Here is a 14531-nt window from a genome sequence, read left to right on the forward strand (position 1 = left end):
TTCAGGGACCATTTGGGGGAAACGGTCTTATGAAGGTGAAATGGAAAAAAATGTGCGGGACAGCGCTGATTTGTTCTATACTTATGGAGACTCTTATTTATGCAGCTCCTTTACCCGGGAGTCCTGCGTCTGATACGGATCAAAACGGTCTGGAGACGATTTTAAATGACGGGCTGGTCATGCATTCTTCTTTTGATGAAAGCAGTATATCCGGGAGCAGGGTAAAAGATCAGACCGGAAGAGGAAATGATGGAATCATTAACGGACAGCCTGCCTTTACAAAGGGGATTCGGGGCAACGGCGTTTCCTTGGATAACGGAAGCAAAGCCGGGCAGCCAAACACCAAAGCCGACCATTATATTTCTTATGGTCAGACGGCGGATTTAAAATTTGGAACGGAAGATTTTTCCTTATCCTTTTGGATGAAGACGGAAAATCATGGGCAGAATAACGGTACCATCCTTTCCAATAAAAACTATATAAGCGGCAGCAATAGGGGTTGGGCATTTGGAAATTTTAACAATGTCAGTGATGTGGATATGAGAATGAACTTTTCCGGAACAGGAAACAGCCGGGTGGAATTAAAGGGAATCCCAGCCAATGATGACAAATGGCATCATATAGCCGGCAGCTTTGACAGGGATGGCGATATGACGGTTTATCTGGATGGCGAGAAATATTCGTCTACTTCTATGACAGGACACAAAGGAAAATCTGTTGATACGGGACTGGACTTCATTTTAGGCGGTGATGGCAGAGGATGCTATGGCATGAGCGGCTGTATCGTCGATGAACTCCGGGTTTATAAGAAGGCAATCAGTGCCTCTACCGTAAAAACAATTTATGAAGCAGAAGGAGTGATGGCAGCAGTGGAACAAATGAAAAAACAGTTGGCCTCCATCAAGCCGGGTTCCCAGTATTCTCTGGATGGGATCCGTGCAATGGAGCAGGAAATTGAGAATGTAGAAAAGGAACTGGAGGGCATGACAGCCGCCGCAGCCATGGCAGCCGTCAGCAGTCTGAAAGAAAAGTACAATGAATTTTTGGAAGGTAGTGAGCCGCTTTGCAGCTTCCAGGTGGTATCCGATGTCCATATAAAATCTGACAACTTATCGGAAACCAATGCAGTGAATTTCATAGCAGGGTTAAAGGATATGAAAACCATTGCCCCTGACTCTCTGGGGGTATTAAATCTGGGTGATTTTACACAGAGCGGTACAGAAGCCCAGTATCGTGGGATTTATAATATCATGGATCAGTATTCGCCGGTTTCTGACGATAAGGTTATTATGGCCCTTGGAAATCACGATGTCAGGGGATTCAATTCTGCTGACTGGAACAAGGATGAAACGGTTATCAGCGCATACTGGCCTACCGCAAAAGCTCTTTATCTGAAACATAATAAAAGATATATGCCGGGAAACGGTGAAGCCCTCTATTTTGACCGGTGGCTGGGAGGGTATCATTTTATCGTACTCAATACGGAAAACGGCTTAAAAGATACCATGTACCTTTCCGGGGAACAGTTAAGCTGGCTGGAAAAGACTCTGGCTGAAAATGCCAGCCAGGATAAGCCGATTTTTGTCATGGGACACAATGCATTAAAGGATAGTCACTGGAGAAGCAATATCCTGCTGGATTTCGGCAATCAGGATTCCAAAGTAAAGGAGATATTTGCCAAATATCCCCAGGTGATTTACATGTCCGGTCATATTCACAACGGTTTCGGCGTGGCAGAGGCCATTGACAGGGAATACGGCACCTTAATTGATCTGCCCTCTTATAATGAGACGGAAAACGGAGTAACAGAAGCCGGAACAGGTTACCATGTAAAGATTTATGAAGACAGTGTGGTATTTAAAGCAAGAAACTTTAAAACCTCTGCCTGGCTGCCGGAGTACGATATAACCGTGACGCTTCCCGGTCTTCCATCCCTTTACAAAAAGGCCAAGAGCTTAAATCCCGGTGCTTATACGCCTGAGTCTTATGGGAAAATAGTGCAGCTTATGGAAGAGGGCAAATCGCTTTTCCAGAAGGAATACGATCAGAGTAAGCTGACCTATGAAAATGTGGCTCCACCTGAAGTCAGCCTGTTTACCAGAGAGGTGAGGGAAAGAATCAATGAACTTGCGTCGGAGCTTTCCGTGGCGATGAATGCACAACCAGTTGATTCCCAGTTTCAGGAACTAAGGGAAAGGTGGCTGGTTACGCTGCTGGGCGGTGAACTGGATACCGGTAATGAGGCGGTCCGCACCTATATCCGGGTGCTTGATGAAAAGGCCGGGGAATACTGGAATGCCATGATAAAGGAAAATGATGAGTCCAGGACAAATCTCTGGAGCGACCTGGATATGAGCTACATCAAAGGAACCGGCGCAGAAGCCAAGGTCCACTCCGGCAATGTAGCTGTGACCTTCTACCGGTTAAAAGATGTGGCGATCGCATGGGCAACAAAGGGAAGCCGGCTGTACCAGAATGAGGAAGTAAAAAAAGAGCTGATCAAAGCCCTGGATTTTATGAATGAACATCATTATAACAGCAGTGATGAAAAGAATCCGGTATTCGGAAACTGGTGGCACTGGGAAATCGGAGGTCCCATTGCATTTCTGGATACGGCTCTGATTCTATATGGAGATTTGACACCGGATCAAATTGATCGCTATGCAGCGGCAGTCAACCGGTTTACCAGCGTATGCGACCGTCCCTCCGGTTATCCTGGTTCCCCGGCCATGACAGGGGCAAATCTAATCGACAAAGGCATGGTGGTAGTCCAAACCGGTATTTTGACCAATAATCGGGATAAACTGGATCATGTGAAAAAGGCATATAAGACCGTATTTGAGTATGTGACCACAGGAGATGGATTCTATGAGGACGGGTCCTTTATCCAGCACCAGGCTCTTTCCTATATGGGCGGATATGGTTCCCAGCTGTATGAGAAGCTGAGCATTCTATTTTCAATATTTTCCGGCACTGATTTTGAACTGACCTATGAGGATCACGCAGAACAGCTGATCTTTGATATGGTATTTGAAGGGATCGAGCCATTTATTTATAATGGTCTGTGCATGGATATGGTATCGGGAAGAGATGTTACCAGGAAAACCTCAAATGACAAAACAAGAGGCGCTGGAATCATGGATGCCATGATGCTGATGGGGGATGCCATGCCTGCAGAACAGCAGGACCGCTTTAACAGCATGATGAAATATTACATTGGGGTGGATGAGGGTTATTATTACAGCCACAGTACCCATATTGCTTCTTTAATGAAGGCTAATCAGATTATGAACGATGCTTCCATTGAACCGAGGAGTGAGTATGTGCTTCACAAACTGTTTGCAGGTATGGATAAGCTGGTACATATAATGCCGGAATTCGGATTTGCTTTATCCATGCATTCCAGCCGTACGTACGGACATGAGCTGATCAACGATGAAGGCAAGCGCACCTGGAATGTTTCCGATGGAATGACATACCTCTACAACCGTGACAGAGAACAGTACGGGGAAGGCTACTGGGCTACCGTAGATCCAAAGCGTCTGGCAGGAACGACCACGGAATATGTCACCCGCCCCGACGGCGCCGGTGACCGGACAAAGAATATTTACAGCTGGGTCGGCGGTTCCAGCCTTGGCAGTTACGGCGCGGCAGGAATGCATTATAAGACCCTGGGCAATAGCGGTAGTACCAGATCAGGCACGGACGCTAAAAAGTCCTGGTTCATGTTTGATGACGAAATCGCGGCAGTGGGAAGCGGGATTACTTCTTCCACCGGCAATTACGTGGAGACCATTATTGACAACCGGAAACTTAATGAGACTGGAAGCAACGAGGTACTGTTCGATGGGGAAGCAAAGGATATCAGGGACGATGGTGAGGAACGTGCATCAAAAGGAACGAATATACCCGGCGTTTCCTGGATCCATCTGGAGGGAAATGCGTCAGGCTCCGATATCGGCTACTATTTTCCTGAGAAAACTGATGTCATGGCCTTGAAAGAAAAGAGGACCGGTAACTGGAATTCCCAGGGTACCAGTGAAGGAGAGGAGACAAACCAGTTTGCCTCATTCTGGTTCGAGCACGGGAAAAGGCCATCAAACGCGGACTATTCTTATGTGATTCTCCCTGGTAAGAATGCGGAAGAAACGGCACAGTACTGCGAAAATCCGGACATTGAAGTCCTTGCGTGCAGCGAGGATGCTCATGCAGTCAGAGAAAGGGCTCTGGGAATCACGGCAGTGAATTTCTGGAATAACAAGGCAACGACTGCGGCGGGGATCACCTCTAGTAAAGCCGCTTCTGTAATCATGCAGATCAATGGAGACGAGGCAACCGTAGGGGTGTCGGATCCCACTCAGGAGAACCATGGTACCATTGAGATTTCACTCCCTTATATAGGCGGAGACATTATAGAATCCGATACCAATGTAGAGGTGCTTCAGAAAACTCCGTTTATCAAGCTGACTGTAAGGACAGCAGGAAGGGTAGGCCGGACCAGCAAGATCACAATAAAGGTTCAGGAACCTAATACATGTGAAATCATCGGCATTTCCAGTGAGTTTGACCGAATGAGGGCAGATCCCGGAACAAAGTTCACGGATCTTCCGCTTCCAAAGACAGTGGAAGTCTATGACAACGCCGGAGGGACCCACACACTGGATATCCTGTGGGAGAGAGGGGATTATCAGAAAGACGTATTTGGGACCTATGATTTAACCGGGCAGCTGATATTGCCTGAGGGGCTCTGCAATACGGCTGGGTTTACCCCGCAGATTCAAGTACAAGTCGGTGACGAGTCCGCACCGGTATTGGATAATGTATACGTACAGGGCGGATCGGACAGCAATAAAAATTTCAGCGGATCTTCCTCCCTGATTGTAAAAAATGATGCGGGAGCACAGAATTATACCAGAAAAACTCTTATGAAGTTCAGCCTGGAACAGGTACCGGAATCCGCTCAGGCAGTTTACCTGACCTTTGAGCTGTCCGGCATACCAAGTGCGGATTTTACCAGCGCAGATATTTATCAGGTGGAGAGTGATTGGGAAGGCGCAACGGTAACCTTCAACACTTTCCCAACCCGTATAGGCACCAATCCGGCAGCCTTCTTTACAAAAGCCATGACATCGGATAGCCTGATCCAAAAGCTTGATGTAACGGAAGTTGTCAGCAGGGCTAAAAAGAACGGAGACACTGATATCTCCTTTGAGATCAGCATACCCACAGCAGCAAAAAATAATTACCTGGACATTCACTCCTCCAGAACTGCCAAAGAAGGAGCCATAAAGCCGTTACTGGTGTGGAAATCCGATTATGTGCCGGAAAAGGTAATAAAAAAGAATTTAAGCTTTATTATGGATATGGCTTCCAATATCAATGCAGAAGATTACAGCAATGTGGATGAGGCAGGTCTGACACAGCTGCTTGAAGAAGCAAAACGTATTCTCCAGGATCCGGATGCAGAAATGGAGGAGATTCATGAAATGGAGAGACGTTTGACTCAGGAACTGGTAAAATATAGAAGAAAGCTGTAAGGAGCAGGGGGGAAACAATGAAACAAAAAGCGCACAGATGGAACGTGATAATGGGAACGGTTGTATTCTTAGCATTATTTATAGCAGGGATCTGGTGGCTGAAAGGCCCTTCCCATAAAGTGCTGAAAATTGGAAGTTACACCATTACTCAGGACCATCTGGCGCTTTATGAAAATGACTGCCGGGCCGAAGTTACGTCCTATTTTTACAATAAATATCAGCTGGACCCTAATGACAGCGGATTTTGGGAGACGAATATCCAGGGCGAGGTTCCTGGGGAGGTATTAAAACAAAAGGCAACGGAACGTCTTGTCCGAGATACAGTAGAACGGTTAAAAGCTTCCCAATATGGGATCCCTGCGGATATCGCTTTGAAAGATATAAAAAGATCTCTGGGGGAAGAAAATAAAAAACGGCAGTCTTCCCAAGGTATTTCTTATGGCCCCAGCCAGTATGGGTTGATGGAATATATCTCCAGAACACAGATGGAAGTGAGAGATGAATTGAAGGGAAAACTCATAGAGGAAAAACTGAAGCCTTCTGAGGATCAGCTGAAGGAGCTCTACGCCAGTGCAGATCCATCCTTGTTTGATAAGGGTTGCAGAGCCAGGATAGGAATCTATATGTATTACGGCATGAAGGCAGGAGAGTATCCGGAGGAACTTAAAAAAATCTGGAGCTTTGTGGAGAAAGGATTTGCCGAAGAAAAAGAGCCTGCAGATCTCATCAATGAGATCAATGAAGTATCAGAAGTTAAAATTGAATACGAAGAAGCAGAATATGATACAGCTGATCTTCCAAGAGATAATCAGGAAATGATCTGGCTGGCAGAACAGACCCGGTCTATGGAGCCTGGGCAAAGCAGCGGCGTATTGGACTACGGCCCCTCCCAGGGTATCTTAAAGGTACTGGATAAGCATGACAATGGAAGGGCGGGCTATGGGGAATCTATGACGCTTTTAAGGAATTTGTGGCTGGAAAGTGCCTATGAGGAATACATAAAGCAGTGTATGAAAGAGTATGGCTATTCCTTTTAAATAATTCTGTTTTATGAGGGAATGAGCCTGGAGAAAAAGAGCGGAGTAAAAGAGCGAAGTAAAAGAACGGAATAAAAGAACGGAATAAAAGAACGGAATATAAAGAGCAGAATAAAAGAACGAGATATAAAGAGAACGATTAAGAGATACGAATTACGATACGGGATAATGAAAATGGAATACCATAAGAGAAGATACCTCGGCCCATCAATCAATGGGATAAGCACAAGGGAAACCGATGCGGAGGTATAAATGCAGGTAACCGTAAAAATTCCTTTGGAGTATAAATATGTATCGGATTATGATCGTAGACGACGAACCGCTAATTCTGGCAGGGGTATCTTCCCTTCTAAAGTGGGAAGAGCATCAGTGTAAAATAGTCAGAAAGGTCTCAAATGGCCGTCAGGCTCTTGCACAAATGGAAGCCCTTCGGCCGGATATTGTGATAACGGACATAGGGATGCCTGTCATGGATGGGATAAGCTTTATGAAGGCATCAGTTGAACATGGATATGCGGCATCTTTTATTCTCTTGACAAACCTGGAAGAGTTTTCTCTGGTGAAAGAAGCTCTGCGTTTGGGCGCTGTTGATTATCTTGTAAAGATGGAGCTTGATGAGAAGGCATTGCTTGCAGCTCTGGAACGAGCCAAAGACAGATGCAATCTAACCCATCGGAGGATAGGGCTGATGGAAGGCGGAGAGGTAACTGCGGACGAGCGGATTCAAAATTATTTCAGGCATATTTTGATTTGTGATTCGGATGCCCATCCGGATGAAAGGCTGTCTGTAATGATCCGGGAGCGTTATCCTGTGCTCCTTTTGATGCTGATTCATTTTAATTACAGGCATGAGGGGTTTTCCGAGAAATTTAACAGGGCTGATCAGAAAAGAATTATAAATTTTGCGGAAAATATGATTCATGAAATGGTAAAAGGTTTTTTTGACAGATGCTGCCTTCTGAAAAAGGAGCAAAAAGGTTTTATCCTTGTTCTTTCCCTGGAGAGAATGGATGATTATAAAGAATCGGTTGAAGCAATGAGTGTCAAGTTCCGTAAAGCGATGAGGGATTATTTCGAGATTCCTGTGTCCATTACGGTCAGCCGGCCGGTAAGGGAAGCAGAAGGAGTTCAGGATCATCTTTACCAGGCTATGAGTGCAATGAATGAAACATATTATGACAATTCCGGCTCGATTGTATATTATTTAGAAAATTGCAAAGAAAATTTCTATCACAGCAGCAGCTTTAATATTAATTTTTTAAAGAAGGAATTAACAGGCGTTATCCGTCAAAATGACCGAGACGGCTTTTCCAATATCATGAACCAGATCATTCAGCTGTTTGCTCAGTGTAAGCCCTCCCGCTCCCAGGCAGTAAATGCATGCAGCAATCTTTATTACTATATTACATTCCTTTTGGAAGAGAGAGAGGATCAGAGCTTTCCCTATATTTTAGATGTGGCAGGTCAGTTAAACCGGCTGCCAGATTTGAGCGCCGTGATCTCCTGGCTGGAACGGTTCCGTGATCAGGTTGCAGAAGCTTTGGAGACCTATAAGGAGAGCAGGAAGGACAAGTATATTGAGCTGGTTCAGGAATATATCCGGGAGCATTACCGGGAAAAGATAACCTTAAATCAGATGTCCGCCCTGTTAAATATCAGCCAGGGACATTTAAGCAGCATTTTTAAAAAACAGACTGGGAAAAATTTTTCAGATTATGTCTCAGAGGTTAAAATAGAAAAGGCAAAGGAGCTGATAGGAACGTATCAATATATGATGTATGAAATATCAGATATGCTTGGTTTTGATACGCAATACTATTTCAGTACCGTATTTAAAAAGATCACGGGTCATACTCCAAAGGAATATGAGAGTATAACAATCAAAAAGAACTGCTGCTGAATAGCAGCGGGCTGTATCCGTAAGGGTATGATATGGCGTAAAAGGAAGAAAAGAAAGGGAAAGGCGTTTGCCTTTCCCTTAATCTGATTCTTTATTCTATTTCATGTATGATGACTGCACGAAACAGCCATAACACATTCCTTAGGAGAAGATATAAACTGCATTGAACCGGTCTTTTCTATAAGGATCATAAAAACCATCGCTGATATCCCAGCCGCGAAATTCTTCCTTGGAAAACAGCAGGTGTTCCTCCCGGTGAGAGCGCATGGGGATTTCTCCGATCAGCACTCCTTTTCTGGCAACCCGCAGCAGCTCTTTCGTTGCTCTCTCAGCATAATCTTTATTTTCAAAATAAAGGTAAACGCCGTAGCAGATCACTTTATCAAAGGATTTATCCTTAAACGGTAAGTCGGCAGCTTCGCCGGTCAGGACCGAATTCTGCAAAAGCTCGATGTGCTTTTGGACCAAGGTAGGGGAATAGTCAATGCCCACATAATCACAGTCCAGATATTGAGCCAGGGCCCCCGCACCGCATCCCACTTCTAGTACCCTGTCATTTTTATGTATATCCAGCCGCTTGATGATCTGGCTGGCCACTTCTTCCATATCCACCTTGGTGGCCTCATATCCATCGTATGCCAGTAAGTCTGTAACGGAGCTATCTGCCCGGCCTTTCCGGGTCCATATCTGTTTCCAGGTTTCCTTTGATTCATTTTGCATATTCATAATAATTACCTCCTTTTATTAGCGTAAAATGTGTTTCAGCGCATCCGCCAGACGTTCGTTGTCTGCCTCTGTCCTGACTGCAATACGGATAAACTCCCTGCCTTCCATCCCCGGTTTGTGGGACAGATCCTTTACCAGAATGTTATAGCGGTTTAACAGCAACTCGGCAATCTGGGTGGCGGAACAGCCATCAGTGATTTCGCACATGATGAAGTTGGCCTGAGAGGGGTAAAGCTTTAACTGCCTGATGGAATGAAGGGACTGGTATAATTTTTCCCTGGTCCTTTTAAAATTCGCCAGGGCCTCCTGATAGTCAGATTGATACTTTTCAAAAATCTGCAGAAAATACTCAGCCAGAGAGTTGATGTTCCAAATGGGCAGCTCGTTCCGTACAAGACTGATGATTTCCGGGTCACTGCAGGTGAGGAGTCCCAGCCGCAGTCCTGGAACCCCATAGGACTTTGAAATGCTTTTGATAAGAACCAGGTTCGTATACTCATCAAGTATTTCCTGACACATGAGCGACGGCGATTCCTCCGCAGAGGAGAAGTCAATAAAGGATTCATCCAGAATGAGTGTGATGCTTCTTGCCTTGCAGTACTTGGCAAGAGAAAGGACCTCATTCTTTAGAATGTAATTTCCCGTGGGATTATCCGGGTTGACTAAAACCAGAGCATCCAGTTCCTTATCTTTATAAAAGTCCATGATATCCTGGGCGGTATACGTATAATCCGGAGTTGTAACGGTAAAATAAATGGCATTCTGGGAACAAGCTCCATATTCATCAAAGGAAGGGCGCAGGACACCGACAGAATTATTAAAGCTGCGGAGCAAAGGCCTTATTAATTCCGCCGCCCCGTTTCCGGTGAGAACCTGATTTCTGTCCAGCCCCAGAGATTTTGCGGCCAGTAAGTTATTAACGTCAAGACCGGAGGGATAGCTGGTGGTAAGGACTTCAAAGCTGGCCTTGATTTCTCCCATGAAACGGCTGTTTGGAAAATAGGGATTGACCAGGTAACAGAAATCCAGAAGGCCGGGATACCGCCAGTAGCCGCCGAATCGTTTCGATAACCGGGTTAATCTGCTTTGGGAATCTGTAAATATGGATTCCGCAATATCTAAATCCTGCTCATCGTCGATTTCATACCAGAAGCCATTTTCCAGTCTGGTGGCTTTTAAATCGTGGTCATCCAAAAGTGATATGACCTTTAATACCTGTTCATAATATTCATTGTTACCCAAGGCCTTGCTGTACGCTTCCAGGAAGGGAACATAATGGGTGGTGGAAAAGCTGCGGCTGAACTTATAGATGTTGACAGTTTTGTAATAGGAATGAATATCCTCAAAACGGAAATCCTTCCGCGTGAGGAATTTCATAATATTGTCCTGTTCATCAAGAAGAACCACCGTCCCATCCATCCAGCTTTCAAAATGGGCCACAAGTGCCAGATTGGGATAGGGATCGTTTATGATCTGAGTCAGCACTTCCTGCTCGAAAATCAGGTCAGACTCCAGTAAAATGGTATCATCCATGAGAAGCTGGTCCTTTGCAAGATAAAGGGAGTAGATATTGTTTGTTGTTTTGTAAACCGAATTGTCTATGTAGGTGACCGGAGTTGAGAGGGGGAGAGAGGATACAAAGGATTGCAGCTCTTCACCCTTATGTCCGGTTACAATGATGATTCGGTCCAAATGGCAATGATCCAGCTGTTTCATCATGCGTTCGATCATAGGAATGCCATTTACGGTGATCATGCATTTGGGCTGGTCTTTCGTTAACTTTTTTAAACGCCGTCCCATTCCGGCGGCCAAAATAATTGCCTGCATCGCATACTCCTTTGTTCAAAAATGTAATATTTTATAAATTATTGAACATAATACCAGGTTATTCATGATCTGTCAATAGATTTGAAATAAAAATATCTCCAAACAAAAGTTATAGTGGACTAACGGTTGATATCCTGCGGTTCATGATTTATCATTATGATTATGATGAAAGAAAGAAGGGTAAAGAGCATGAACCAAAAAGAAAGAATGCTGGCTGGCCTGCCTTACAAGGCCTGGTTAGATGGGCTCCGAGAGGAGCGAATGGAAAACAAGCTTAAAATACACAAGTATAATCAGCTGCGCCCGGATGAAGAAGAAAAGATTGAAGAGCTGATCCGGAGTATTCTTGGAAAGGCGGGAAAGGATGTTCATATTGAAGCACCGTTTCACTGTGATTACGGGTCTAATATTGAGGTCGGGGATTATTTCTATGCAAATTATAACTGTACGATCCTTGATGTAGGTAAGGTGATCATCGGAGACAATGTCATGCTTGCGCCCAATGTATCGATCTATACTGCCGGCCACCCCATTCATCCGGATTCCAGAAATTCAGGATATGAGTACGGCATTCCTGTCACCATAGGAAACAATGTGTGGATCGGAGGCAACGTTGTCATTAATCCGGGAGTTACCATAGGAAACGATGTGGTGATCGGCGCCGGAAGCGTTGTGACAAAAGATATCCCGGATCGTGTGGTAGCTCTGGGAAATCCCTGCAGAGTAGTACGGCAGATTGTGGAGGATGACAGAAAGTATTATTATAAAAATAAAGAATTTGATGTGCAGGATTATCGCTGACAATTGTTTAAGCCAGGGCTTAATTTAGAACAGGGATTTTCTGTTAGATTATAATAATATTTTTCCAAAGGCGTATACTAACTATGAATCAAGCAAACAGGTCGTGACTAAAAAACTATGGAAGAAAATTTATGAAAGGAGACGGTGTAGATGAAAGAGATTTGTGAGTGTGCAGATGCATTTGTACAAAAGTGCAGTATAAAAGATTTTGCACTATTAAAGATATGCCTGTGCGCAGTAGGGATCATGGTTGGATTATCGATTCCGGAAAAAAAGAGAAAATGGCCTCTTATGGCCGCAGGTTTTGTTTTCATTTTCAGCTATATTTTGATTATGGCGAAATTTGTGAAGATTTGCATGGATGAACGTTAAATGGTTCACAAAGCTTGCCGCAAGTAGCGGCGCTGTTCTCAGATACGAACGGCTGTATCAGCATTTTGGGTAAAACAAATTGCTGATATGGCTGTTTTTTATGGGAAAAAAAATAAAAATGATAGTATGTTGTAATAACAACGGACATAATTTTATTCCAGTGGTATCCTTTTAAAAGAAAGCAAGAGCACTGAAAAAAAGGTGCTGTGCATAGAAAATATACAATAGGAGGTAATGGAATATGAGCATGTTTTGCTATCAGTGTCAGGAGACAGCAAAAAACACAGGCTGTACCATTAAAGGTGTCTGTGGTAAGAATGAGGAGGTTGCAAAGCTTCAGGACCTGCTCGTTTATGCAGTAAAGGGCATTTCTGAAATTGTTGTAAAGACAAAAACAGATGCTGCAGAGCTTCATACAATCAATCACGAGGTACTTACAAGTCTCTTTATTACGATCACAAACGCAAACTTTGATGCGGATGCAATAGAAACACAGATCGTAAAGGTTCTTGGATTAAGAGACCAGCTTGCAAAGGATACAGGATACAACGGAAATCAGGATGCAGCAGTATTTACTGTAGATTCCAGAGAATCCATGCTTTCCAAGGCTTCTTCCGTAGGAGTTCTTGCAACAGAAAATGAAGATATCCGCTCCTTAAGAGAGCTGATCATCTACGGAATTAAGGGTCTGGCTGCTTATACAGAGCATGCATACAACATCGGAAAAGAAGATGTGTCCATTTATTCCTTTATATACGAAGGAATGGCTGCAACTCTTGACAATAGCTTAACAGCCGATGATCTGGTTGCCCTGACCTTAAAGACCGGTGAATACGGTGTTAAAGGAATGGCTCTTCTTGATGAGGCCAATACATCACGCTATGGGAATCCGGAAATCACATCCGTTAATATCGGTGTCAGAAAGAACCCGGCCATTCTTATTTCCGGCCATGATCTGACTGATATGGAACAGCTTTTAGAGCAGACAAAGGGAACAGGAGTGGATGTTTACACCCATGGAGAAATGCTTCCTGCTCATTATTATCCTGCATTTAAGAAATATGACAACTTTGTAGGTAACTACGGAAACTCCTGGTGGATGCAGGTTGGTGAATTTGAGTCCTTCCACGGACCGATTCTTTTTACCACAAACTGTATTGTTCCTCCAAAAACTCCTGAAGTTGCAGGCAGAATCTTTACAACAGGCGCTGCAGGCTTCCCAGGATGTCCAAACATTCCTGCAGATGAAAACGGAAAGAAGGATTTTTCAGCTATTATTGAAATGGCAAAGAAGCTTCCTTCTCCTGATGAGATTGAAACAGGCAGTATTGTAGGCGGTTTTGCCCATAATCAGGTACTGGCACTTGCAGATAAAGTGGTTGATGCTGTGAAATCCGGAGCCATTAAAAAGTTCTTTGTTATGGCAGGATGCGACGGCAGAATGAAATCCAGAGAGTACTACACAGAGTTTGCAAAGCAGCTTCCGAGCGATACCATCATTCTTACAGCTGGCTGTGCAAAATACAGATACAACAAGCTGGAACTGGGCGACATCGGCGGAATTCCAAGAGTCCTGGATGCAGGACAGTGTAATGACTCCTATTCCCTGGCAGTCATTGCGCTGAAATTAAAGGAAGTATTTGGTCTTGATGATGTTAATGAACTTCCAATTGCTTATAACATCGCATGGTATGAGCAGAAGGCCGTTATCGTACTTCTTGCACTGCTTTACTTAGGAGTGAAGAATATTCACTTAGGACCGACATTACCTGGTTTCCTGTCTCCAAACGTTGCCAAGGTTCTTGTTGAAACATTTGGTATTGCAGGAATAGGTACTGTAGAAGATGACATCGAATTCTTCATGAATGAATAATAACCGGCTACCGGCATAATAAAAGAGGGGCTGCATAACTAACGTGAGTTGGTTTTGCGGCCTCTCTGTTTTGCTCTGATTTATTCCTCGTAGGGAAAATAATGTTCTGCTTTCGATTGAAATTCTTTTAATACTTTAATTTTCTTATTACCATCAAAATCAATTATTGAAACTCCATCAAATCCATCGATTACATTGTTATAATCGCACTTAAAATACCATTCTACAACCGTTGTATTTCCTTCTGAAACAAACCGCTTCATCGACCACTCTAAAACGGTTCCTGCCTTATTCCAATCAACAAACCATTTTAAAATCTGTTGGATTCCATGATATTCCGGACCATAACATTCACTGTATATAATTTCATCTGAAAAGATCGTCTTTAGCATATCTGCATCTTTTTCGATCCATGCCTGAAAATAATTTTCAACTAATATTTTCTTCCACATTTTAAA

9 protein-coding genes are annotated in these 14531 nt (G+C 43.9%); 6 read left to right on the forward strand and 3 right to left on the reverse strand.

The annotated features are described in order from the left end of the window. Window positions 1-29: 29 nt before the first annotated feature. From ACHZES_RS23980 to ACHZES_RS23990, 3 genes are all read left to right on the forward strand, one after another. Window positions 30-5537 (forward strand): polysaccharide lyase family 8 super-sandwich domain-containing protein, encoded by a 5508-nt coding sequence (locus tag ACHZES_RS23980; protein ID WP_395547553.1) that lies wholly within the window; start codon window positions 30-32, stop codon window positions 5535-5537. 17 nt (window positions 5538-5554) lie between these two features. Next, complete coding sequence (locus ACHZES_RS23985; protein ID WP_395547552.1) at window positions 5555-6574, forward strand: hypothetical protein; 1020 nt, start codon at window positions 5555-5557, stop codon at window positions 6572-6574. A 289-nt stretch (window positions 6575-6863) separates the two neighbouring features. Next, on the forward strand, window positions 6864-8474 hold the full coding sequence (locus ACHZES_RS23990) for a response regulator (RefSeq protein WP_395547551.1): 1611 nt from the start codon (window positions 6864-6866) through the stop codon (window positions 8472-8474). 141 nt (window positions 8475-8615) lie between these two features. On the opposite strand, the gene ACHZES_RS23995 is transcribed toward ACHZES_RS23990, so the two are convergent. Further along, on the reverse strand, window positions 8616-9200 hold the full coding sequence (locus tag ACHZES_RS23995) for a class I SAM-dependent methyltransferase (RefSeq protein ID WP_051835086.1): 585 nt from the start codon (window positions 9198-9200) through the stop codon (window positions 8616-8618). Between the two features lie 18 nt (window positions 9201-9218). Next, window positions 9219-11027 (reverse strand): aminotransferase class I/II-fold pyridoxal phosphate-dependent enzyme, encoded by a 1809-nt coding sequence (locus ACHZES_RS24000; RefSeq protein ID WP_395547550.1) that lies wholly within the window; start codon window positions 11025-11027, stop codon window positions 9219-9221. 189 nt (window positions 11028-11216) lie between these two features. Between ACHZES_RS24000 and ACHZES_RS24005 the strand changes: the two genes are divergently transcribed. From ACHZES_RS24005 to hcp, 3 genes are all read left to right on the forward strand, one after another. After that, a complete protein-coding gene (locus ACHZES_RS24005; RefSeq protein WP_154521024.1) occupies window positions 11217-11828 on the forward strand; it encodes a sugar O-acetyltransferase in 612 nt (203 codons plus the stop codon). 150 nt (window positions 11829-11978) lie between these two features. Continuing rightward, a complete protein-coding gene (locus ACHZES_RS24010; RefSeq protein ID WP_038279507.1) occupies window positions 11979-12200 on the forward strand; it encodes a hypothetical protein in 222 nt (73 codons plus the stop codon). Between the two features lie 241 nt (window positions 12201-12441). Further along, window positions 12442-14073, forward strand: a complete 1632-nt coding sequence (hcp, locus tag ACHZES_RS24015; protein ID WP_395547549.1) for a hydroxylamine reductase — start codon at window positions 12442-12444, stop codon at window positions 14071-14073. Window positions 14074-14153: 80 nt separating this feature from the next. Here the strand turns inward: hcp and ACHZES_RS24020 are convergent, their stop codons facing one another. Continuing rightward, window positions 14154-14525: a nuclear transport factor 2 family protein gene (locus tag ACHZES_RS24020; protein WP_395547548.1), complete on the reverse strand. Its 372-nt coding sequence runs from the start codon at window positions 14523-14525 to the stop codon at window positions 14154-14156. Window positions 14526-14531: the final 6 nt, after the last annotated feature.

It is taken from the genome of Lacrimispora sanguinis (assembly GCF_044987295.1).
In the GTDB taxonomy this organism is placed as follows: Bacteria; Bacillota; Clostridia; order Lachnospirales; family Lachnospiraceae; genus Lacrimispora; species Lacrimispora celerecrescens_B.

Coding starts and splice junctions, on each gene's coding strand:
- ACHZES_RS23980 (WP_395547553.1), top strand. CDS start 30: ATGAAGGTGAAATGGAAAAAAATGTGCGGGACAGCGCTGATTTGTTCT.
- ACHZES_RS23985 (WP_395547552.1), top strand. CDS start 5,555: ATGAAACAAAAAGCGCACAGATGGAACGTGATAATGGGAACGGTTGTA.
- ACHZES_RS23990 (WP_395547551.1), top strand. CDS start 6,864: ATGTATCGGATTATGATCGTAGACGACGAACCGCTAATTCTGGCAGGG.
- ACHZES_RS23995 (WP_051835086.1), bottom strand. CDS start 9,200: ATGAATATGCAAAATGAATCAAAGGAAACCTGGAAACAGATATGGACC.
- ACHZES_RS24000 (WP_395547550.1), bottom strand. CDS start 11,027: ATGCAGGCAATTATTTTGGCCGCCGGAATGGGACGGCGTTTAAAAAAG.
- ACHZES_RS24005 (WP_154521024.1), top strand. CDS start 11,217: ATGAACCAAAAAGAAAGAATGCTGGCTGGCCTGCCTTACAAGGCCTGG.
- ACHZES_RS24010 (WP_038279507.1), top strand. CDS start 11,979: ATGAAAGAGATTTGTGAGTGTGCAGATGCATTTGTACAAAAGTGCAGT.
- hcp (WP_395547549.1), top strand. CDS start 12,442: ATGAGCATGTTTTGCTATCAGTGTCAGGAGACAGCAAAAAACACAGGC.
- ACHZES_RS24020 (WP_395547548.1), bottom strand. CDS start 14,525: ATGTGGAAGAAAATATTAGTTGAAAATTATTTTCAGGCATGGATCGAA.